Source organism: Pseudoduganella sp. SL102, assembly GCF_027856995.1.
Lineage (GTDB): Bacteria > Pseudomonadota > Gammaproteobacteria > Burkholderiales > Burkholderiaceae_D > Rugamonas > Rugamonas albidiflava.
Genome location: NZ_CP115554.1, coordinates 6675057 through 6696841, shown reverse-complemented (window position 1 = coordinate 6696841; position 21785 = coordinate 6675057). Strand labels below are relative to the sequence as shown.

At 64.3% G+C, this 21785-nt stretch carries 17 protein-coding genes and 1 tRNA gene; 14 read left to right on the top strand and 4 right to left on the bottom strand.

The annotated features are described in order from the left end of the window. The first annotated feature begins 12 nt into the window (after positions 1-12). The 11 genes from OU994_RS28300 (at position 13) to OU994_RS28250 (ending at position 13698) form a co-directional block, all read left to right on the top strand. Positions 13-91 (top strand) — tRNA-Ile (locus OU994_RS28300). Positions 92-471: 380 nt separating this feature from the next. Then, positions 472-2667, top strand: a complete 2196-nt coding sequence (locus OU994_RS28295; protein WP_281608621.1) for a type VI secretion system Vgr family protein — start codon at positions 472-474, stop codon at positions 2665-2667. A gap of 20 nt (positions 2668-2687) precedes the next feature. Continuing rightward, complete coding sequence (locus tag OU994_RS28290; RefSeq protein ID WP_281608620.1) at positions 2688-3704, top strand: DUF2169 domain-containing protein; 1017 nt, start codon at positions 2688-2690, stop codon at positions 3702-3704. A gap of 92 nt (positions 3705-3796) precedes the next feature. Then, entirely contained in the window at positions 3797-4195 is a 399-nt protein-coding gene (locus OU994_RS28285; RefSeq protein WP_281608619.1) for a hypothetical protein, read from the top strand. Continuing rightward, positions 4182-5516 carry a hypothetical protein gene (locus OU994_RS28280; protein ID WP_281608618.1) on the top strand — a complete coding sequence of 445 codons (1335 nt, stop codon included), beginning with the start codon at positions 4182-4184 and terminating at the stop codon, positions 5514-5516. Before OU994_RS28285 ends, OU994_RS28280 begins: the two co-directional genes overlap by 14 nt. Before the next feature lie 48 nt (positions 5517-5564). Next, positions 5565-6626 (top strand): hypothetical protein, encoded by a 1062-nt coding sequence (locus OU994_RS28275; RefSeq protein WP_281608617.1) that lies wholly within the window; start codon positions 5565-5567, stop codon positions 6624-6626. Positions 6627-6643: 17 nt separating this feature from the next. Then, positions 6644-10993, top strand: coding sequence for an RHS repeat-associated core domain-containing protein (locus tag OU994_RS28270; protein ID WP_281608616.1), 4350 nt, complete (start codon positions 6644-6646; stop codon positions 10991-10993). After that, positions 10993-11361, top strand: a complete 369-nt coding sequence (locus OU994_RS28265; protein ID WP_281608615.1) for a hypothetical protein — start codon at positions 10993-10995, stop codon at positions 11359-11361. The genes OU994_RS28270 and OU994_RS28265 overlap by 1 nt, the downstream gene beginning before the upstream one ends. 276 nt (positions 11362-11637) lie before the next feature. Continuing rightward, on the top strand, positions 11638-12141 hold the full coding sequence (locus OU994_RS28260; RefSeq protein ID WP_281608614.1) for a hypothetical protein: 504 nt from the start codon (positions 11638-11640) through the stop codon (positions 12139-12141). 180 nt (positions 12142-12321) lie between these two features. Then, positions 12322-13089: a DeoR family transcriptional regulator gene (locus OU994_RS28255; protein ID WP_281608613.1), complete on the top strand. Its 768-nt coding sequence runs from the start codon at positions 12322-12324 to the stop codon at positions 13087-13089. Positions 13090-13143: 54 nt separating this feature from the next. Continuing rightward, entirely contained in the window at positions 13144-13698 is a 555-nt protein-coding gene (locus OU994_RS28250) for a DUF1287 domain-containing protein (protein WP_281608612.1), read from the top strand. Position 13699: 1 nt separating this feature from the next. On the opposite strand, the gene OU994_RS28245 is transcribed toward OU994_RS28250, so the two are convergent. Next, positions 13700-14536 carry a helix-turn-helix domain-containing protein gene (locus tag OU994_RS28245; RefSeq protein WP_281608611.1) on the bottom strand — a complete coding sequence of 279 codons (837 nt, stop codon included), beginning with the start codon at positions 14534-14536 and terminating at the stop codon, positions 13700-13702. A 138-nt stretch (positions 14537-14674) separates the two neighbouring features. On the opposite strand from OU994_RS28245, the gene OU994_RS28240 reads away from it, so the two are divergent. Continuing rightward, positions 14675-15445 (top strand): isocitrate lyase/phosphoenolpyruvate mutase family protein, encoded by a 771-nt coding sequence (locus tag OU994_RS28240; RefSeq protein WP_281608610.1) that lies wholly within the window; start codon positions 14675-14677, stop codon positions 15443-15445. A gap of 51 nt (positions 15446-15496) precedes the next feature. On the opposite strand, the gene OU994_RS28235 is transcribed toward OU994_RS28240, so the two are convergent. Together OU994_RS28235 and OU994_RS28230 are read right to left on the bottom strand one after the other, a co-directional pair. After that, the gene (locus tag OU994_RS28235) at positions 15497-17161 is read right to left on the bottom strand and encodes a cation acetate symporter (protein ID WP_281608609.1); all 1665 of its coding nucleotides are present in this window, start codon (positions 17159-17161) and stop codon (positions 15497-15499) included. Continuing rightward, positions 17158-17520, bottom strand: a complete 363-nt coding sequence (locus tag OU994_RS28230) for a DUF485 domain-containing protein (RefSeq protein ID WP_281608608.1) — start codon at positions 17518-17520, stop codon at positions 17158-17160. Before OU994_RS28230 ends, OU994_RS28235 begins: the two co-directional genes overlap by 4 nt. Before the next feature lie 252 nt (positions 17521-17772). Here OU994_RS28230 and OU994_RS28225 point away from each other — a divergent pair, with 252 nt between their 5' ends. Both OU994_RS28225 and guaD read left to right on the top strand, forming a co-directional pair. After that, positions 17773-19014 (top strand): TerD family protein, encoded by a 1242-nt coding sequence (locus OU994_RS28225; protein WP_281608607.1) that lies wholly within the window; start codon positions 17773-17775, stop codon positions 19012-19014. 350 nt (positions 19015-19364) lie between these two features. Then, entirely contained in the window at positions 19365-20825 is a 1461-nt protein-coding gene (guaD, locus tag OU994_RS28220) for a guanine deaminase (RefSeq protein ID WP_281608606.1), read from the top strand. A 310-nt stretch (positions 20826-21135) separates the two neighbouring features. Here guaD and OU994_RS28215 read toward each other — a convergent pair whose 3' ends face one another. After that, the gene (locus OU994_RS28215) at positions 21136-21543 is read right to left on the bottom strand and encodes a DUF1801 domain-containing protein (RefSeq protein WP_131144047.1); all 408 of its coding nucleotides are present in this window, start codon (positions 21541-21543) and stop codon (positions 21136-21138) included. Positions 21544-21785 lie beyond the last annotated feature (242 nt).

Genomic DNA, 21785 nt, shown 5'->3' with positions numbered 1-21785 from the left:
CGCACTACCTCAGGGCCTCTAGCTCATGCCTGGTTAGAGCAGCGGACTCATAATCCGTTGGTGCCCGGTTCGACTCCGGGGAGGCCTACCAATTCTCCAGCCGTGCTGTTTTCCGCCATCCCGCCGCCAGCGCATTTTCGCTCCCCGCACCGCCGCGGTGCCAGGTCATTGACAGTGTCGTCCGATAAGCAGCGATCCCCGATGTCGGGCATGCCCACCAGAGTCCACCCCATTCTCGCGCAGCGGTATCGTCGCGGGGCCTGAAAGCCAGCCAATTCCGCCTTAAACCGGCTAACTTTCGACAGAAAGCCACTTTGCCACTACTCCCGGCCAACGCTACGGTCCGCTCGACATTCGCATTTTTCCAAGATTTCGTGGTTATAATGCCAAGGCCGCTACACTGGACTGTTTGCATTGGGCGAGTTTGCGCGGCCATCTCGCCTCTCGTATGCCAATCACGCGACGGCCCATATGACCACTCTCATCCAGGCGGGAATCGAGTTCTTGAACAAGCTGCGCCAGCACAACCGGCTGCTGCGCCTGAGTTTCCCGAACAGCGACGGGCCGGCGGCGGTTCTGCTGGCAAACCGGCTCGACGCCAGGGAAAGCCTGTCGCGCGACTTCCGGTTCGTCGTCGAGGTGCTGTCCGATGATGAGAGCATCGCCCTGAAAGACGTGCAGGGCAAGCTGGTCACCATCGAGCTGGTCCGGGAAGACGGCACCCTTCGCTATTTCAACGGCTATGTGTTCGAATTCCGCCGCGAATCCACCGATGGCGGCCTGGTCTACTACAGCATGGTGCTCGGGCCCTGGCTGGCCTACCTGCGCCTGCGGCGCGACAACTATCTGTTCCACCACATGTCGCTCAGTGAGCAGACCGACGACATCTTCGCCGATTACCCGGTGCAATCGGCCGAACTGCGCATCAGTGGCGCCGATCCGGAGATGACCTATGCATGCCAGTACGGCGAATCGGACTACAACTACCTGCACCGCCGGTGGGAAGCCCTCGGTTGGTATTACTGGTACGAACATACCGCCACTGGCCACAAGCTGATCCTCTGCGACGACTCGACCGGCGCCCCGCCGATCGACGGCGCGCGCATCGACATTCCCTTCCAGCGCGAGGCCGGCAGCATGGAGGACGACGCATTGGGCGAGTGGACGCCGGTGCGCCAGCTGGTGCCGGCCAGCGTCGCGCTGGCCAGCTACGACTTCAAGAAGCCGCGTCCCGCCGTCGTCGATATGCCCTCCGTGAACGAGCAGGGCGATGTGCTGCGCCTGGAAAGCTATGAATTCGTCGGCGCCTACGGCTTCAAGGATACCGACGACGGCGAAGCCCAGGGCAGAATCCGGATCGAGGAAATCGAAGCCAGCGGCAAGTACTTCGAAGGCATCGGCAACGACCGTACCGCCCAGGCCGGGCGGCGGTTTGAATTGACCGGGCATTTCGACGAGGCCAGCACGGGCGACCTGGACTTCCTGATCCTGGACGTGCACCACACGGCCACCAACAACTACCAGAACGCGCATACGGCTGCGTCGCGCTACGCCAACCGGATCACCTGCACGCGGAGCAGGGTCACCTGGCGTCCGGGGCGCGGCTACAACAGCACCGAGCCGAAGATTTTCGGCTTGCAGACGGCGACCGTCGTCGGCCCGGCCGGCGAAGAGATCTACACCGACGAGTATGGGCGGGTCCGCGTGCAGTTCCACTGGGACCGGATCGGGCAGAACGACGACAAGAGCTCGGCATGGATCCGTGTCGCCACGGCCTGGGCCGGCTCGAACTTCGGCATGACGTCGATCCCCCGCATCGGCACCGAAGTCATCGTCCAGTTCCTCGACGGGAATCCCGACCGCCCGCTGATCACCGGTATGGTGCCGAACGCCGATACCATGCCGCCCTGGCCACTGCCGGCCAGCAAGACGCAGAGCGGCATCCTGTCGCGCTCCACGCCTGGTGGCGGCTACGACAACGCCAATGCGATCCGCTTCGAGGACAGGAAGGGCAGCGAGCAGCTGTGGCTGCACGCCGAGAAGGACCAGCTGACCGAAGTCGAGCACGACGAGGACAAGTGGGTCGGCAACGACCGCCGCAAGACCATCGACCGGGACGAGACCAGCCACATCAAGCGTAACCGCACCGAGACGGTCGACAACGACGAAACCATCACGGTCCATCACAACCGCAGCGAACGGGTCGATGGCCAGGAAACCATCAGCATCGGCGGCAACCGCAGCAAGTCGGTCGAACGCAACGAGAAGGACGACATCGCGCGCAACTGGTCCACCTACGTCGGCAAGTCGAAGACCGAGACCGTCGCCATGGCCTACATGCAGAACGTCGGCATGGGGCGCCTTGAAAATGTCGGGCTGGGGTACAGCCTGAACGTGGGCTTGACCATGTTGACCGTCACTGGCGTCAACCGGATCACCAAGGTCGGCGTGGACTACTCCATCTCCGCCGGCAGCAGCTATACGGTCGAGGCTGGCGGCAGCGGCGGCAGCGTTCTCAGGATGGATGGAGAAAGTATTACGCTGACGATCGGCAAATCGACGATCCACATGAAGAAGTCAGGGGAAATCGAGATTTCGGGCGAGAAACTGACGATCGCCGGCACGGATAACATCTCGTTGATCAGCCCTAACATTCACAACAACTAGGGCGGCGGATGTCCTGTCTGTTGACCAACCAGACGCCGTTGCCGGCCACGCTGCGCCCGTACCGGGACCATTCCCTGCAAAGCCATGTGCTGGTGATCGCCAAGGCGACCTGGCGCTTGAGTACCGGCCGGCTTGCGCCAGCCGAGCAGCAGGCGGGCCTGCACATGCAGGCGGTCAGTGTCTGCCTGGGCGATCTTGACCTCGACCCGGTGCAAACCAAGATACTGGAGTCCCGCCTTGCCGACCAAGTGGTCTGGCTCGACCATGACCTGGCGCCCCCGAAACCGGCGTTCGACGTGATCGTGGCCGGCTATGCCACCGCGCCGGCCGGTCATGCGCGCCTGTCCATCGATGCTGGCATACGCATCGGCAACCACAAGGCCGGCATGCGGGCATTTGCGCCGCGTTACTGGCACCGCCTCTGGCTGGGCTACGAGGCCAGGCCGGTGGGGCCGATGGTAGCCCGGGTCCCGCTGAGCTATGCGCTGGCGGATTGGGACTCGGGCTTTGCGGGCGGCGAGCCGGCAGAGCAAGGCGATCGGCCTGTGTACCTGCCCTGGATCGAGGCGCTGGATGCGGCCAGCAGGCCCCGCAGGCATGCGCGCGTGCCGGCGGGCCTTGGTTTCTGGCCCGAGAACGCTGCCCACCGGTCCATGTATTCGGGCACCTACGACGATGCATGGCAACAGGAGCGTGCCCCCGACCTGCCTGCGGACTTCGATCCGCGTTTCTACAACTGCGCGCACAAGGATCTGCAATTGCCTGCGCCGCCGATACCGGGAACGCCGATCCGGTTGGTTCACCTCGGCCAACAGCCGGCGATCGATTGCGCCTTTCCTTCACTGTCACTGGCCGTGCAGGCGCGAACCGCGGCAGGCCACACGCACCCCGCGCTCCCGATGACGCCCGATACGCTAGTCATCGAACCTGAACACGACCGGCTGTCGGTGGTGTGGCGGGTGCTGATTCCCGCGGGCGCGCAGGCCGATAGCGTACGCACGGTGCGCCTGTTCAAGACCGATAACCCCGCCGCCTAGCATGCGCACTCAACCAGAGCCCGGAAAATCCCATGCATAACCACAGCCCCTCGGTCCCTCGGCCAGCTTCGGCCCAGGCGATGCACCACCTCATGGCGATCGTCAAGTCCGTATCGGACAAGGGCTGCGAGGTCGACATCGATGGCATCCCGCGCCGATGCGCCATTGCCACCCACATCCTTGGCGTGTCCCCCGGCCAGCGCGTGGCGGTGCTGGATGGCGGCCCCGATGCCGGCTGCCTTGTCGTTGCCGCCTGGCCCACCGGCGGCGACGGTGCAGACTTCCCGCTGCACTTCGACCCGGCAACCGGCACCCTGCATATCCAGTCGGCGCGGCTGAACCTGGGGGCACTCGCCTGCATTGAGCTGCAATGCGGCGATGCGCAACTGCGCATGACGCTGGATGGCAAGGTACACATCGAAGGCAATGACATCGTCTCGGCGGCGATGCGTTCGCACCGGATCGAAGGAGCCAGCATTGACCTCAACTGACATACCGCGCATCTGCCGGCGCCTGCCGCCGCTGGCCGGGCTGCTGGAAGACATGCTCGACGAAGCCATGCGCGCCCGGCGCCGCCGCGTCATGGCGGCTGATAATCCGGCACTGAACCTGAACGCGCTGCGCGTGGCCGACAACACGCTCGACCGGCTGGTGCAGGCAGCCGGCATGTACGGCAATGACGCGGCGGCCGAACTCGATGCGCGCATCGGCAGGCTGGCGGGTGGCGCACGGGAAGCCGCGGTCTTCCTGCGCATCGGCCTGGCCGTACACACGCGCGACGCAGCGCTGGAGGAACTGGTGGCGCGCCATCTCGAAGCGTTTCCGCGCGCCGTGCGCGATGCCTGCTGGTTCTATCCCGTTCCGAATGGGCCGTTGAGCGACAACGCTGGCTACCTGGTGGGCTTGTTCGACGCCGGCTCGGAGCAGGTTACGCTGCGCCACCTGGCCATCGAGCTGGCGGGCCTGCGCGGGGAAACACGCCTGCGTGGGCAGTTGCAGGCGCTGCTGGACGATCCGGAGTGTGCGGCTCCGGCCCATGTCGCGCTGGCACGCATGGGCCAAGCCACCACCGCCACGCGACACTACGCCGCGCAATGCATGACAACGGGCAAGCCAGGGCCAATCGGCGTGGCGATGGAATTGATGGCGTGCGACCCCCGGATCGCCGACGAAGACCTGCTCCGGCAGGCACTGGGCGTGGATCCTGATAGCGCCGATGCGGCATGGGCGATCGCCGCCAGCCGTGACGCGCGAAAAGTGTTCGACCATGCCGCCACCCGAGGCGACCTGCCCGCCGGGCTGCACATGCGCATCGCCGCCCTGGCCGGCCACCCGGCCGGCATCATCGGCGCCTGCGCTGCCATGGCGGCTGCCGATGGGCCGGTCACCTCGGCCCAGGCCGACCTGCTCGAACTGGCACTGGGTGCCGTTCCGGCCGAGGCACGCTGCGAACCGAACGACAAGGCCGACAAATCGCGCGCCTTGCGCGCACTGGTCCTGCATGCGTTCCGCCACGCGCATGTCAGCGTATGCAACGACGCCGATATCGGGCCCTGGGAACCCGGCGCCATCCTGGCCGATCCGGCGCAGGCAGCCAGTGTCCGCCTGCGCGACGGCATGGCCTTGCCTGCCGGCGTGCCGCCCCTGGGGCGCGCGTTGCCCGAGGTGTCGCATGCGCTGCGGCGCTGGCTGTACATCGAACGCGCCAGCCTGGCCGGGCATGCCTTCGCGCTGTCGCCTCTCGATATTGCGCGGCGCCAGGACGCGGCACTGATGACCGCCGACTTCGTCGATGCGATGCGAACAACCTGACTGCCGGGCCTTCCCACCTTCCGTCTTCTTATTGAGAAAATGGTTACCATGTCCTTACCACCCGCGCCGGTCCTGGCCCTGCAATCGCATGGCATGGTCACGGTCATCGGCAATTCCGCGGCGCAGACACTGGCTTCCTGGTGCGCCGAAAGCCGCCGCACGCGGCGCCTTTTCCTGGAGGATTTCGCCGATCCGTTCACCATCGCCGATTGTCAGGGCGTTACGGATGGCCTGGCAGGTGTCGACCGGCTGGCCGCGCTGCTGGCCTCGGCGGTGGCCGAAGCGCTCGACGGCGCCGCGCACCTGGAAGGCGACGGCGAATGCCTGGAGATCCTGCTGGTACCGGCCTGGCTCGACGACGCGGCTTGCGCCAAGTTGGGCGCATTGCTGTCGACCTGGGTACTGCCCTATGAGGCCTGGTCGGGTCGCGCACGCAGCCGCCTCGTGGTGCGTGCCGGTGCGGCCGGCGCCTGGGTCGCTCTGGAACACGCCTACCGGGCGCTCGCCGCCAGCCCCCACCTGCGACATATCATGCTGGCCGCCGTCGACAGCGCGTGCGAGCCCGCGGTCTTGCAGCAGGCCGCGCACGCCGACTGGCTGCTCAGGCCCGGCAACGAGCAAGGCTACGTGGCCGGCGAGGCGGGCGCCTGTGTGCTGCTGCAGCGCGCGCGCACCATCGACGATGTGCCCGCGGGCGGCTTCGCCGTGCACCGGCCGGCACTGGTGCAGGCACCGCAGCGCTTCGGGCCGGGGCTTGACGATCCCGATCCCGGCTCCTTGAGCCAGGCTCTGGCGGCGGCACTGGCCGGGAGCGCGATGGGACCCACCCATATCAGCCATCTGCAGAGCGACATGGATGGCTCGGACTGGCGCGCACGCCTCGAAGCGGCGGCGTTGAACCGTGTGATTTTCAGCGCGGCGGCCGCCCTGCCGCACTGGCTGCCCGCCAGCTTGTTCGGGCAGGTAGGCAATGCGGGCGGCGTGATCGCCTGGTTGCTGCTGTCCGGGCTGCATCGGCAGCAGGTTGAACGGGTCAACACGGTATTGAGCTGGTCGGTCGACCCGGCCGGGCAAGTTGCCGCCTGCGTACTCGAACGCTCCCCTCACTAACCCGGAGCCCGGACAAGATGCCTACCAACGTAAGGACCGGCGACAAGGACCTGGTCACGCAGTTCGCCAGGGGCACCGTATTTCAGCCGGCGGACCCGGTATTCCTGAAGCCCAAGGGCGATCCCGGCGTGGCGCCGCATTTCAACATCAGCACCTCGATCAACAATGCGGCCGGCACCGTGTTCAACAAGAATACCAAGGTGGCCACCAAGGACAGCTACCTGGGGGCGGGCAAGCATGTGCCGATCGTTATCGCTGGTCGCAACACCGGCCAGGTCGACGGCGACAACGGCTTCATGTCGTGGATGAAGAACGTCTACATCGAAGGGCGCAACGCGGTCATGCACGGCGTGCAGACCAGCGTGAATGCCTTGTGGAGCATGCTGCCGCCCGGCCTGAAGACAGCCGTCGAAAACGGCACCCAGATTGCGCAGGGCCTGTCGCCGGAGGATTTCGGCGAAGCGGCCAGCGAGGATGCGGCAGCGTTGATGGATGCGCTGATGTCCACCGACACGCTGATCGCCCTGGCGCAGACGGCAGCGCTGATGGGACTGTCGGCGGTGCCGGTGGTGGGGCAGCTTGCCGGCGGCGCCGCTGCCGTGCAGCGCCTGAGCGCGGCGATCGAATCGGTCGAAGGAGCGGCCGATGAGCTGACGCAGATGATGGAGCGCTGGAGCAAGCCGATGAGCCCTGCGCAGATCGCGGCCGAGCGAAAAAAGCTGGCTTCGTTCCTTATCAGGGTGGGCGCGTCAGCGATCCTGGCCGCACTGGGCAAATCATTGCCCAAGCTCTCGGGCAAGTCAAAGGGCAAACAGAACTCGGACAAGGACGTGGTGGTGGGTACCAAGGCTAAGCCCAGGCAGACCACCTGTGCCTGCGCCACGGGCAGCCCTGTCATCATCGCCACCGGCGAAAAGAGCCTGGTGGAGAATGACTTCGACCTGCCGGGGCCGATCGCGCTGAACTGGCGTCGCAGCTACCGTTCGGGCGACGAGCGCGATAGCTGGTTTGGCCAGGGCTGGAGCATGGCGCTGGCAGTGGAGTTGCGGCTCGCCGCGGACGGGGTGACGTATCATGAAGCCGGCGGACGTACCATCGCGCTGCCGTTCATCGCGACCGGCAATGAACACTTCGACGCCTACGAGGCATTCACGCTGCGCCGCCCATCGGACGACCGCTGGGAGATCGCCTTCAAGGATGGCCGCACCGAGTGCTTCGAGCGCCTGCGGGACGATCTGTTCGTGCTGCCGCTGTCATTCATCGCCGACCGGAACGCCAATCGCGTCGTCCTCGAGTACCCTGCGCCGCAAGAGGACCCGTTCGCGCCGTGGCGCCCGCGCGTGATCGTCGATTCGGCCGGCCGGCGCCTGCACCTGGAATGGAACCGGCGTGGCATGCTGGTGGCCGTCCAGTGCCAGATCGATCCGGTCGCGCCTCCGCTGACCCTCGCCAGCTATACGTACAGTGACGAGGGCGACCTGGTCGAGCACATCGATGCCTGCGGAGCAAGCCGCGCCTACGAATGGCGCAACCACGTGCTGGTGGCCTATACCAGCGCCGATGGAGCGCGGTATTGCGCCGAGTACGACGAGTATTCTCCGTTCGGACGCGTGCTGCATTCTTACGCGGAGGAAGATGGCCGCGGCTTACGTTTTGCCTATGATGACCGCGCGCGCACGACCCGCATCACCGACGTGCTAGGCCGCAGCACCTTCTACGAATATGACGCACGTAAAGATATCGTCGCCACTACCGGTCCCGACGGGGCCAGAATCGAGACGCCCTTCGATGCCAACGGCAACGCACGCGGTCCCGTCGATCCATTGGGACGGCAGACGCACTACCGCTTCGACAGGCGCGGCAATCTCACCGAAGTGGTGGACGCGGCGGGAGGGCGCATCGCGATCGCCTACGACGGGCTCGATTTGCCGGTCCAGTTCACCGACCCGCTGAACCATGCCTGGCGAAGCGAATACGATGCGTGCGGCAATCTGGTTGCTGCCATCGATCCGCTGGATCAGGCGACGCGCTATACACGTGACGGGCGCGGACAAGTCGTTGCCATCACCGATGCGCGCGGTGGCCTGAATCATCTCGAGTGGGACGGCGCCGGCAACCTCGCCTCCATCACCGACTGTTCCGGCCAGCGCACCAGCTTCAGTCATGACGGCATGGGCCGAATCCAGGCCCGCACCGATGCCTTGGGCCACGTTACAGCCTACGAGTGGGATGCCGCCGGGCGGCTGACCGCGATGACGGAGCCGACGGGAGCGACCCACCGATACGAATGGAGCGCGGGCGGCAGACTGCTCGGCTACACGGACCCGCTGGGTGCCATCACCCGCTACCGCTATAACAGCCACGGTGAACCTGTCCTGAGGCGCGATGCCAATGGCCACACGCTGCAATACATCTACGATGCGGCAGGCCGGCTGGTTCGGCTGGTCAATGAAAATGGCGAGGCAACGCACTTCGGCTATGACCTTGCCGACCGGCTGAGCGATGAAATCGGCTTCGACGGGCGTCACCAGCGTTACTGCTACAACGCGGCCGGTGAATTGACGCACCTGGTGGAAACGGGGGGCAGCGACGCCGGTCCCGGCAAGGTAACCCACTTCGAACGCGATGCACTGGGCCGCCTGCTATCGAAGCGGGCCGAAGGCGATGCGGCTTGCCACGCGAGTTTCACGTACGACCGGGCAGGGCGGCTGGTCGCAGCCGACAATCCTGCCGCCGCTATCGTCTTTGCCTACGATCCCATCGGCCAGCTGCTGAGCGAAACCCAGACCCTGGCCGGCGGCGCGCCGCAGGTGCTGGCGCATGCTTACGATCCCTTGGGCAACCGTATCCGGACCAGCCTGCCGGACGGGCGCCGCCTGCATTGGCTGTTCTACGGATCGGGGCACCTGCACCAGGTCAACCTCGAGGTGAACGGCGAGCACCGCACCATTTCCGACATCGAGCGCGATGCGCTGCACCGCGAAATTTCGCGCAGCCAGGGTTCGCTGCAGAGCGAGTACGAGTACGACCCCATGGGGCGCCTGGCCCGGCACCGCGTCAGGCGGGCAGGCGGCTTCGGCGGTGCCTCCAGCGGCGAAGGCACGCTTGCCGGTATCGAGCGCGGCTATCGCTACGATGCCGCAGGCAATCTGACAGCCAGGCTGGATTCCAGGCGCGGCGACCAAGCCTACCGCTACGATCCCACCGGCCGCATCCTCGCCGCCACCGGCCGCCAGGACGAATATTTCGCGTTCGATCCTGCGGGCAACCTGATCGGGGGCCAGCCCGGGCATGCGGTGGCGAACGTCCGGGGCAATCGCCTGGCGGTATACCAGGACCTGCGCTATGAGTACGATGCTCATGGGAACGTGACGTCGCGCCTGAAAGGGGCGCATGAACGGGCTGCCTACACGTGGAATGCGGATCATCAGTTACGCCAGGCGACTGTGACGCGTCATGGCGTGACCCAGACCACGCGCTATGAGTACGATGCATTCGGCAGGAGGACCCGCAAGATAGACATCTTCGGCGTGACCGAATACCTGTGGGACCGGCACCTCATGATCGAGAGCCGGCGCGGCATTAACGCAGCGCTTTTCGTATTCGACCCGCATGGTTTTGTCCCGCTGGCGACCATTCAAAATGATCTCGTGTATTGGTACCAATGCGACCAGATTGGAACCCCCCAGGAGCTCACCAATGACGAAGGCCGGATTGTGTGGGCGGCCGATTACCGGGTGTGGGGAGAAGGAACAATACGCAAGATGGAGCTCCCGTTAGGGGATCGAACGTCCTCAGGCAATCCGTCGCCTGCGGTTGTGCAGCCATTTCGATTCCAGGGGCAGCAATTTGATGACGAAACCGGATTGCATTACAATAGGTTCCGATATTACGATCCTAAAACAGGCAGGTTCATAAGCCTTGATCCGATCGGACTGGATGGGGGAATTAACGCATTTGCTTACGTTAAAAACCCTCTGTCCTGGATTGATCCATTGGGCCTTTCCGGATTCAGCTCTGATGCGAAAGGAAATCAGGTTCCAGTGAATCAATACGGGATTCCCGATCGTGAAGTATTCGAGCCAAAAAAAGGCATATCGAAATACAAGCGTAGTTCAGCCTGTGGTCCCTCGACGCAGCAGACTGCGTCGGTACAAGGTAAAGCCTGCGTTGTCTGCGGGGCGACGGACCCGAAAATGGTTGCGGATCATATCGATCCGCTCGTAGTGGAGCACTATCGAACAGGGACCAATGACGTGGCGCATCAAACCAGTGTGGCCGCTGTTCAGCCACATTGTCCTTCCTGCTCCAGAAGGCAAGGGGGCATGGCATCAGCCTTTTCTAAATGTATGGGATCGAAACTATAATGACGGATACGCGCCATGGCCAGGAACTGGCCAAGATTCAACAGCAGATTTGCGAAAAATTCGGCTCTCCGGTGAATTTTCCGGATGCCGATTCAAAGATGGGCATCGCCATCGAGACGCTGAGCCAAATGCCGATTACCGCGACGCGAGTGCATCCCGCGAACGGAACCAATGGATGGTACATCTATGGCGGCGAGTACAGCGATGCGCCTGATTTTTACAAGCCGGTTCACTTGAGCCACGTGTCTGACATCCTGCCTCAGGTGCTGCCTTATCTGGCACTGGCGCCAGGCTTCAAGTTCTTCGTCGATGACGAGGGATACGAGGACGTCTGGTATGAACCAGAGGCTTTGAAAGGTCATGATTGACCCGCTTTCTGCCAGCAATGAAGGTGTGATTGAAGAATGCCGCAGGTGTGGCCGATGATTCGGACAGGATGCTCCATTTCGATCTACCGTACCGTTGTACTGGGACATTACTTTGGACATCGAGTTTTTGTGGTTGGTTCCCATTCGTGAGAATGAATACAAATTCATTCTTGAGAAAGGTTTTGATGCCTTCGATGAGCTTGAGCAAGCGTCCATTTATAGTATTGCCGATGTAAGCCAGATATCATTCGTCGAAAAAATAATTCGGGGAAAAGAATGCGCATCGATGAAGTATCTGAATTTCTTGGACTGCCCGTCGAGAACAAGGAATTTGACGCCTTTTTGACGGAACATGGAATCCAGAACAGGCCGGTTTTCAAAGGAACGCCGGTAGAAAACATCATTCTTCCGAAGCAAGGGCTTGTCTTGAAGTTCGATACCAGGGGCGGCTATCAAAGGCGCTATGGCCCGCAGCCCGAGGAAGGCGGCATGATATTCTCGTCAGTGCAGGTATATGGAGCGGTTAACGACAGCTGCCTTGCACAATATCCAGGCGCTCTGCCTTACGGTCTTTCATTCAAGTCAACACTGGAAGATGCGCTCGGAATCTTCAAGGAGTCAACGGTAAACCACCAATCCGGCCGGAATTGGGTCCATGTGTGGTACGGTTATCGAGGTCATACCCTTGCGCTGTGTTTTTTACCGGACAGCGAAGGGATCTCCTTCCTTGCCCTGTCACGGCTGCTCTCAAGCCGCCCATCCAGCTCGATTGATGGGTGATTCCAGCGCAAGCGGGCCAGGCACGCGCTGCTGCTGAAATCGGTACTGGTGCAACGCGGCCAGCCACCGGCGTCGCGGGCGTTATCCCTGCCGGATAGCAGCGGCAGGGTTCCCGCAAGTAGTCCCGCCCCAGCCCCGATCTGTTAAGCTGCTATTTTGTTCAGAACTATTCGCCCAACCATGGGACAAACCGGTCAGCGCCGCGCCACCATCCTGAAAGCACTTACCGAACACGGGTCGGTACAAGTCAACGAACTCGTGAAGCAGTTGAACGTCTCGGCGGTGACGATCCGCAGTGATCTCAGCGCGCTCGAGGCGCAGGGCCTGGCGAGCCGCAGCCACGGTGGCGCCACGCTGGCGCGCACCCCTCCGACCGAACATACGGTGCCGCAGAAAGATGCCCTCAATCACGAGCAGAAGGAGCGCATCGGCGCCCTCGCTGCGCGCCTGGTGAAGCCGGGCGAGAACATCATCATCGATTCGGGCACCACCACCATCTCGCTGGCGCGCCACCTGCGCGAGGCCCACAACGTGACCGTGATGACGAATGGCCTCAACATCGCCTGGGAATTGGCCGACGCGCCCGGTGTCGACCTGATCCTCACCGGCGGCCTGCTGCGCAAGCAATCGCTGTCGATCCAGGGCTTGCAGGCCGAGGCTTGCCTGCAGGCCTACAGTTTCGACAAGCTGTTCCTCGGCGTCGACGGCTTCGACCTGCAGTTCGGCGTGACCACCCACCACGAGGCCGAAGCGAGCCTGAACCACAAGATGGTGGAGCGCGCCCGGAAAGTCATCGTGCTTGCCGATGCGTCGAAGTTCGGCTGCGTCAGCCTGCATCGCATCGTCCAGCTGGATCGCGTGCACACCGTCATCACCGATGCCGGCATCAGCGCGCAATACCGCGATGGCTTGCTGGATGCCGGCATCGAGCTGCTGATTGCGGAGTAGGGCCGCCAGAACGCATTTGCCGGCGATCGTCCGCACTCACCAACCGAGATCTCCATGCCCCGCCTGATTCCCCTGCTGTTCGCCGCCACCCTCGCACCCCAGGCCCTGGCCGGCCCTGCCGAAGACCTGGTGGGCGCCGCCCGCGCGCAGATCGGCGTCACCCTCAGCTACGATCCCGCTTACCAGCGCATCGCTTACCCGAACGGCGACGTGCCGCGCGAGCGGGGTGTCTGCACCGATGTGGTCATCCGCGCCTATCGCGCCATCGGCATCGACCTGCAGCAGCGCGTGCACGAACAGCTGCGCGCAGCCGGGAAAGCCACCGACCGCAACATCGACCATCGCCGCGTGCCGAACCAGGCCGCCTTCTTCCGCCGTCACGGCACTTCGCTGCCGCCCAGCGCCAAGCCTGGCGACTATCGCCCCGGCGATGTCGTCACATGGCGCCTGCAGGGGGGCCTGAATCATATCGGCATCGTTGCCGACCAGGTGTCGCCGGCCGGCACGCCGCTGGTGATCCACAATATCGGCTCGGGCGCGAAGCTGGAGGATGTCCTGTTTGCCTACCCGGTGACCGGGCACTATCGCTACCTGCCAGCGGCCCGGTAGATCAGGCGCCTTCCGCCTGCAGGCGGCGGCAGAATGCCGCCGTCGCTTCATCGGCCGGGAAGCACGACTCGATGAACACTTCGTCCAGCGTCACGTCGCGGGGCGTGCCGAAGGTCGTGATGGTGGAGAAGAATGCCAGCCGCGTGCCATGGTGACCGAAGCACGTGGTGAGCACCGGCGCCGGTGCCGTGCCCAGCTCCCGATGGCGCCAGTGCGCCGGCACGCCGGGATAGGCAAGCATTTCCTCCAGCAGGCCGGCGGCCCGGGTTTCGGCCCGCGTTTCGGCCCTGGCAGCGGCCACTTCGTTGTGCAGGTAGCGCAGCAGGCTGCCGGCGATCTCTTCCCAGTTCTCCACCGCGCCGCGCAAGTCGGCGGGATCGAAGAACTGGTGCAGCATGTTGGCGTGCCTGCTGTCGCGCCCATCGAGCAGGTAGCGGTTGAGTCGTTTGGCGGCCTGGTTCTCTATCAGGATGTCCCAGTGGCGGTTGCACAGGTAGGCCGGGTAGGGCTCCTGCTGGGCGAGGATGGCATCGACCGCGTAGCGTATCTGCGCCAGCCGGGGTGTATCCAGGCCGCTTTCCGGATACTTCGGCGCGAAACCGCCGGCCATGAACAGCGCATTGCGTTCCCGCAGCGGCACCGCCAGCGATTCGGCGAGCCGCACGATCATTTCGCGGCTCGGCTTCGAGCGGCCGGTTTCCACATAGCTCAGGTGCCGCGCCGAGACATCCGCGTGCAGTGCCAGGTCAAGCTGGGAGAGGCGCCGGAGCAGGCGCCATTCGCGCAGCATCGCGCCGACATCCGCGCCGGCCGCATAACTGATTGATCCGTTTTCCATCCCGCGATCTTAACCAATTGTCCAGCGCTGCTCCATAACCTGCGAGGTTATGGCGGCGCGCAATGCCCGGTCATTGATCGTCGCGCGGCATGGCGCGATGATCCGGTTCCCACCACGCCAAGCCTGAAGGAGCCTTGCATGAACCCATCGAACGAACTCGCCCGCCACTTCGCCGCCCTGCACCGCAAGGGCGAGCCGCTGGTGCTGTACAACGCCTGGGATGCCGGCAGCGCGAAAGCGATCGCCGGCGCCGGAGCAAGGGCGATCGGCACCAGCAGCTGGGCCGTGGCCGCCGCGCATGGCTATGACGATGGCGAGGCGATTCCGCTGGCGCTGGTCGAGCAGGTGCTCGGCCGGATCGCCTGCTCGGTCGCGCTGCCGGTCACCGTCGATATCGAAGGCGGCTACAGCGCCGACCCGCAAGCCTGCGCGCACAACGTGTCCCTCCTGCTCGATCACGGCGTGGCCGGCATCAATGTCGAGGACCGGGTGGTCGGCGGCGCCGGCCTGTACTGCATCGATGCGCAGTGCGAACGCATTGCCGCGATCCGCGCGATGGCCAGCGCACGCGGCGCCGACCTGTTCATCAATGCGCGAACGGACCTGTTCTTCGATGCGCAGGCCCGGCCCGCCGAATTGCTGGACGAAGCAAGGGAGCGAGCGGCCGACTATGCCAGGGCAGGGGCCTCCGGCTTTTTCGTGCCTGGCCTGGTCGACCTGGCGCTGATCGGCGAACTGGCAGCCACCATCGCGCTGCCGCTGAACGTGATGGTCATGCCCGGCATGGCGGACAGCCGCAGCCTTGCCGAAGCGGGCGTCGCGCGCATCAGCCATGGCCCCGCGCCTTACCTGCGGGCGATGGAAGCCACCCGCGCGGCAGCGCAGGCCGTGCTGGCCGGGCAGGAATGAAAAACGGCCCGGGCGCTTGCACGCCCGGGCCGTCGAATGCGGATCAGGGCATCAGTGCGCGTGCGCTCCCGATGCGCCGATGCCGGTTTCCGAACGCACTTCCTGCGCTTCGAAGCCGGCCTTGTCGATGGCGGCGCGCTTGCTCGAGTCGGTGATCGAGAACAGCCAGATGCCGACGAAGCCCGCGGTCATCGAGAACAGCGCCGGCGAGGTGTACGGGAAGATCGCTTCGGCGTTGTGGAACACGTCGACCCACACCGATTTCGACAGCACGGTCAGCGTCACGGCGGTGATCAGCCCGAGGAAGCCGCCAACGGTGGCGCCGCGCGTGGTGCACTTGCTCCACAGGACCGACATGAACAGCACCGGGAAGTTGGCCGAGGCGGCGATGGCGAAGGCCAGCGACACCATGAAGGCCACGTTCTGCTTCTCGAAGACGATGCCCAGCAACACGGCGATGACGCCCAGGACGATCGTGGTGAACTTCGACACGCGCAGTTCGCTGCCCGGCGCCGGCTTGCCTTTCTTGATCACGGTGGCGTACAGGTCGTGCGACACGGCCGACGCGCCGGACAAGGTCAGGCCGGCCACCACCGCCAGGATGGTGGCGAAGGCCACGGCCGAGATGAAGCCCAGGAAGATGTCGCCACCGACGGCGTTCGCCAGGTGCACGGCGGCCATGTTGTTACCGCCCAGCAGGGCGCCGGCGGCATCCTTGAAGACCGGGTTGGTACCGACCAGCACGATCGCGCCGAAGCCGATGATGAACACCAGCACATAGAAGTAGCCGATCCAGGTGGTGGCCCACAGCACGGACTTGCGCGCTTCCTTGGCGCTCGGTACCGTGAAGAAGCGCATCAGGATGTGCGGCAGGCCGGCGGTGCCGAACATCAGCGCCATGCCGAACGAAATGCCGGAAATCGGGTCCTTGATGAAGCCGCCCGGGCCCATGATGGCGTCGCCCTTGGCGTGCACTTCCACGGCCTTGCCGAACAGCGCCGACGGGCTGAAGTCGTACAGGGCCAGCACGGCGAACGCCATGTAGCTGGTGGCGCCCAGCAGCATCACGGCCTTGATGATCTGCACCCAGGTGGTGGCTGTCATGCCGCCGAACAGCACGTACACCATCATCAGCACACCGACCAGCACCACGGCGATCCAGTAGTCCAGGCCGAACAGCAGCTTGATCAGCTGGCCGGCACCGACCATCTGGGCGATCAGGTAGAACAGCACCACGACCAGCGTGCCGGATGCCGCGAACATGCGCACCGGCTTCTGGGCGAAGCGGTAGGCGGCCACGTCGGCGAAGGTGAAGCGGCCCAGGTTGCGCAGGCGCTCGGCCATCAGGAAGGTGAGCACCGGCCAGCCGACCAGGAAGCCGATCGCGTAGATCAGGCCATCGAAGCCGCTGACGAACACGGCGGCGGAAATACCTAGGAAGGACGCGGCCGACATGAAGTCGCCGGCGATCGCCAGGCCGTTCTGGAAGCCGGTGATGCCGCCGCCAGCCGTGTAGAAGTCCGATGCCGAACGGGTGCGCTTGGCGGCCCACTTGGTGATGAACAGCGTCAGCAGCACGAACGCCGCGAACATGGCGATCGCGGTCCAGTTGGTGGCTTGCTTGGTGGCTTCGCCCAGGTCGGGCGCGGCCAGGGCACTGCCGGCCACGGCCAGGCAGGCCAGGGCGGTGGCGCTACGGGTCACGGGGCGGTTCATGCGCGCACCTCTTTCGGTGCGGCATTGGCGGCGCCGGCCGAGGCGGCCTGGCCGGCGGCGGCGTTGGCGTGGATGGCGTCGGTCAGCGCATCGAATTCGCGGTTGGCGCGGCGCACGTAGATGGCCGTGACAGCCACCGTGAACAGGATCACGAACAGCCCGAGCGGCACGCCGCGGGACATCACGCCGTCGCCGATCTTGGCGGCCATGAATTCCTTGTCGAACGCATTCAGCGCAGTGAAACCGTAATAGGCGATCATCACGGCCCAGGTCAGCATCCACCCGTAACGCGAGCGGGTCTTGACCAGTTTCTGGTAATTCGGGTCGGCCTTGACCCGTCGAACCATGTCTTGTTCCATTTTTTGTCTCCAATAATTTTATGAGGCACAGCTTATTAAGATAAGTCGGCTATGGTTGATCCTAAGTACCCTTGCTTACCATATGCTTACGCTATAGAAAATCGATGGTGCCTGGTCTTTTGTGCCGGGCGGTTACAAAAACTGCGGCGTAAGCGGGGGACGGTACCGCCTCCGCCGCGCATGCCTTACCATCGCCATTTCCAGTGACAAGTAGTGATATAAGCAGTAATAACCAGAACGGGAACGACCTCCATGAAAACCATCATCCGCGGCCAGAAAGCCAAGCTGTCCGACCTTGGCCTGGGCGCCGCCTTCAACGTGACGATCGACCTGCCGGCCAGCGGCATGTCGGTCGACCTGTCGTGCTTCGGCCTCGATGCGGCCGGCAAACTGGCCGACGACCGCTACATGATTTTCTTTAACCAGCTGGCCAGTCCCGAAGGGGCGATCCGCGTGAACCTGTCCGGTTCGCGGGCGCAGTTCCAGTTGAACCTGGATGCGCTGCCGGCGGCTGTCGACAAGCTGGTCTTCACCGGCGCGATCGATGGCAACGGCACCATGCGCGGCATCGGCAGCGGCGCCATGGTGCTGGGCGAGGCGGCCACGTTCGCGCTGTCCGGCGCCGACTTCCAGGAAGAAAAGGCCGTGATGCTGGGCGAGCTGTATCGCAAGGATGGCCAGTGGCGCTTCGGTGCCGTGGGCCAGGGCTTCAATGGCGGCCTGTCGGCGCTGCTGGCGCACTTCGGCGGTACCGAGGCTGCCGCTGCGTCCACACCTGCGCCGGCACCCGCGCCAGCACCGGCACCGGCACCTGCACCCAAGGTGTCGCTGTCGAAAGTCACGCTGGAAAAACGCGGCGACAAGGTATCGCTGGCCAAGGGCGCATCGCGCCGCGGCTTTGGCCGCATCCGCGTCAACCTGAACTGGAACCGCAATCCTTCCGGCGTGCAGCCGGAGCAGAAGAGCGGTGGCCTGTTCGGCATGCTCGGTGGCGCCCTGCGGCCAAAAGGCGCCAACGGCGTCGACCTGGACCTGGGCTGCCTGTACGAACTGGCCGACGGCACGCCGGGCGGCGTGCAGGCACTGGGCGACTCGTGGGGCAGCTTCGACAGCCGGCCGTTCATCAAGCTCGATAGCGACGACCGCACCGGCACCAGCACCAATGGCGAGAACCTGTTCATCAACGGCGACCAGTTCGACCAGATCAAGCGCATCCTCGTGTTCACGTTCATCTACCAGGGGGTGCCGAACTGGGCCGCTACCGATGGCGTCGTCACGATCGAGGTGCCGGACAATGCGCCGGTCGAAGTGCGGCTCGACCACGGCGGCGCCGGTGGCATGTGCGCCATCGCGTCGATCGAGAACCGCAACGGCCAGCTGCAGGTTACCAAGCTGGTGGACTACATCGTCTCGGACGGCAAGATGAGCAACCACGAGGCGATGGACCGGAAGTACGGCTTCGGCCTGCGCTGGGCGCGCGGCAGCAAGGGCTAAGCAGCGCCTTTCTCCTCGCCGCCAGTAGCCAATGCTGATAAGCATGATATCCGGCGCCATATAAGCCGGCCGGCTTCTGGCGGTACATTCTCTTCCGCCACTGTCGAATTCGACAGCACTCTTCCTCACGCTGCACACCGGCCGTCACGCCGGTTCAACAACAGCACGGACACCGACACCACGTTGGGACGACGCGCCATGGCCGCCAGGAACGGCCATGCGGGGACGCCTGCGCGCAAGAACCGGAGAGGGCTGGCAGCCCGGCAGGGAGAACTTCTGCATCCAACCACGACAAGGTGCGAGCACAGCACCGTATCACAGCACCATAACAACCCAACATTGGAGACACCATGAACAAAGCACGACTGTCATGCCTGACCGCCGCGATCGCCGCCGCCCTGGCCGCGACCGCCGCGACGGCCGCGCCCTCCGCGCAGGCCAGCCAGCAAAACCAGCAGCAGCAACAGCAGCAGGGCAGCGTGGCGTACCGCGCCGCCGTCCTGCACTTCACCGGCGATCCGTCGGCCACCCAGCAGTCGTACGAGTACTACGAGGATGGCGTGCTGCTGGTGGGCGCGGACGGCAAGGTCAAGGCCATCGGTCCGGCCAGCACCGTGCTGTCGAACCACCAGAACGTGCAGGTGGTCGATTACCGCGGCCGCCTGATCGTGCCGGGCTTCATCGACAGCCATGTGCACTACCCGCAGACGGAAATGATCGGTTCCTTCGGCGAGCAGCTGCTGGAGTGGCTGAACACCTACACCTTCCCCACCGAAAAGCAGTTCGGCAACAAGGACTATGCGAAAGGCGTCGCCAGGACCTTCGTCAACGAACTGGTGAAGAACGGCACCACCACCGCGCTGGTGATGGCGACCGTGCACCCGGAATCGGTCGACGCGCTGTTCGAGGAAGCGGCAAAGCGCAACATGCGCATCATCGCCGGCAAGGTCATGATGGACCGGAACGCGCCCGACTACCTGCTCGATACGGCGCAAACCTCGTATGCCGATTCGAAGACGCTGATCAACCGCTGGCACAAGCGCGGCCGCGCGCTGTATGCCGTCACGCCGCGCTTCGCGCCGACGTCCACGCCGGAACAACTGACCATGGCTGGCAAGCTGCTGCAGGAATACCCGGACGTGTACATGCACACCCACCTGTCCGAGAACAAGGGAGAGATCGCCTGGGTGCAGGAACTGTTCCCGTCGTCCACCGGCTACCTGAACGTGTACGACAGCTTCGGCCTGTCGCGCAAGCGTTCGGTGTATGCGCATGGCGTGCACCTGCGTGACGACGAATTCGCCTCGCTGGCGAAGACCGGCTCGGCCATCGCATTCTGCCCCACCTCGAACCTGTTCCTGGGCAGCGGCCTGTTCGACCTGCAGGCCGCCGAAAAGCATGGCGTGAAAGTGGGCATGGGCACCGACGTGGGCGCCGGCACCAGCTTCTCTGCGCTGCGCACGATGGGCGAGGCCTACAAGGTGATCCAGCTGCACAAGGCCTTCACGGACACCCCGGCCGAGAAGAAGCCGCTGACCGCCCTGAAGTCGTTCTACCTGTCCACGCTCGGCGCGGCCAAGGCACTCGACCTGGACGACCGGATCGGCAGCTTCAAGGCCGGCAACGAGGCCGACTTCGTCGTGCTCAATCCGAACGCCACCGAGCTGCTGAAGTTCCGTTCGGCGCGCGCCACCACGCTGGAAGAAAAACTGTTCGTGCTGCAAACGCTGGGCGACGACCGCACGGTGGAGCGCACCTACATCATGGGCAAGCGGCAGGATGTGGCGGCCAGCGGCAACAAGCGGCAGTAAGGGTTAAGAAGAGGCGGCAAGCGCCAATAAAAGCCGCAAAGACCGGAAATGGCAGTAACGTCGCTAAGTAAAGCGTTACCTGAAACATTGGAAGCGCATGCATTCACCCCAACAGCGAAGGGCAGGGGTCAGGGAGGAGTGCTCGCCGGTAGGCGAGCACTGCTACGCCGGCAAGGAGCGATGCTCCTCGAAACCCCGGCTACGCCCCGCCGGGTCTGACCCCGGAATTTGCACTTGGGGTGAGCTTTTCCAAACAGCGTTTAGGGAATGCCAGCGGATTCGCCGCCATGCCCGGCTACCCGCACGCGGCCTAGGCAGGCTTGCGTGCCGTCTTCTTTGCCGTCGCCGCGTTGTGCGCGATCGCCGCCTTGACGAGCGCCTGCAAGGCGGCGGCATCGATCGTCGTGCCTTCGTGGATATCGATGGCGCGCCGCGTGTTGCCGTCCAGGCTGGAGTTGAACAGGCCGGCCGGATCGGCCAGTGCGGCGCCCTTGGCGAACGTCAGCTTCACGGCTTTCTTGTAGGTTTCGCCGGTGCACAGGATGCCGCCGTGCGACCACACGGGCACATTCCATTTCCATTCTTCGACCACGCCCGGATCGGCCTGGCGGATCACGTCGCGCACGCGGGCCAGCGCGGCGCCGCGCCAGTCCGCCAGTTCATGGATGCGCGCATCGATCAGGTCGGTGGGGGAGGGGGCTGCGGCCGCATCGTTCATGTCATGGTCTCCTTGGCTGGTTGGTTGGACATCGCGCGGCCAATATACGCGTTTCATCGTCCCGGGGCGACAGGCGCCGCTTCGACATTTCCAGTAGTCAATATCGGCGCGCGCGCCCTGGCATTATCGGGTGTGACCTGCATGCCATCCCATACCCAACATGCTTAAAATTGTATACAAAATCTGTTGACAACTTTTTCGCGACTGGGCACCATGACTTCCCATCAAAGCCGCCGGAGAGC

What these genes read in the sequence shown, in the direction of transcription:
- OU994_RS28295 (WP_281608621.1), top strand. Translation starts at nt 472, where the DNA reads ATGACCACTCTCATCCAGGCGGGAATCGAGTTCTTGAACAAGCTGCGC.
- OU994_RS28285 (WP_281608619.1), top strand. Translation starts at nt 3,797, where the DNA reads ATGGCGATCGTCAAGTCCGTATCGGACAAGGGCTGCGAGGTCGACATC.
- OU994_RS28275 (WP_281608617.1), top strand. Translation starts at nt 5,565, where the DNA reads ATGTCCTTACCACCCGCGCCGGTCCTGGCCCTGCAATCGCATGGCATG.
- OU994_RS28270 (WP_281608616.1), top strand. Translation starts at nt 6,644, where the DNA reads ATGCCTACCAACGTAAGGACCGGCGACAAGGACCTGGTCACGCAGTTC.
- OU994_RS28265 (WP_281608615.1), top strand. Translation starts at nt 10,993, where the DNA reads ATGACGGATACGCGCCATGGCCAGGAACTGGCCAAGATTCAACAGCAG.
- OU994_RS28260 (WP_281608614.1), top strand. Translation starts at nt 11,638, where the DNA reads ATGCGCATCGATGAAGTATCTGAATTTCTTGGACTGCCCGTCGAGAAC.
- OU994_RS28255 (WP_281608613.1), top strand. Translation starts at nt 12,322, where the DNA reads ATGGGACAAACCGGTCAGCGCCGCGCCACCATCCTGAAAGCACTTACC.
- OU994_RS28250 (WP_281608612.1), top strand. Translation starts at nt 13,144, where the DNA reads ATGCCCCGCCTGATTCCCCTGCTGTTCGCCGCCACCCTCGCACCCCAG.
- OU994_RS28245 (WP_281608611.1), bottom strand. Translation starts at nt 14,536, where the DNA reads ATGGAAAACGGATCAATCAGTTATGCGGCCGGCGCGGATGTCGGCGCG.
- OU994_RS28240 (WP_281608610.1), top strand. Translation starts at nt 14,675, where the DNA reads ATGAACCCATCGAACGAACTCGCCCGCCACTTCGCCGCCCTGCACCGC.
- OU994_RS28235 (WP_281608609.1), bottom strand. Translation starts at nt 17,161, where the DNA reads ATGAACCGCCCCGTGACCCGTAGCGCCACCGCCCTGGCCTGCCTGGCC.
- OU994_RS28230 (WP_281608608.1), bottom strand. Translation starts at nt 17,520, where the DNA reads ATGGAACAAGACATGGTTCGACGGGTCAAGGCCGACCCGAATTACCAG.
- OU994_RS28225 (WP_281608607.1), top strand. Translation starts at nt 17,773, where the DNA reads ATGAAAACCATCATCCGCGGCCAGAAAGCCAAGCTGTCCGACCTTGGC.
- guaD (WP_281608606.1), top strand. Translation starts at nt 19,365, where the DNA reads ATGAACAAAGCACGACTGTCATGCCTGACCGCCGCGATCGCCGCCGCC.
- OU994_RS28215 (WP_131144047.1), bottom strand. Translation starts at nt 21,543, where the DNA reads ATGAACGATGCGGCCGCAGCCCCCTCCCCCACCGACCTGATCGATGCG.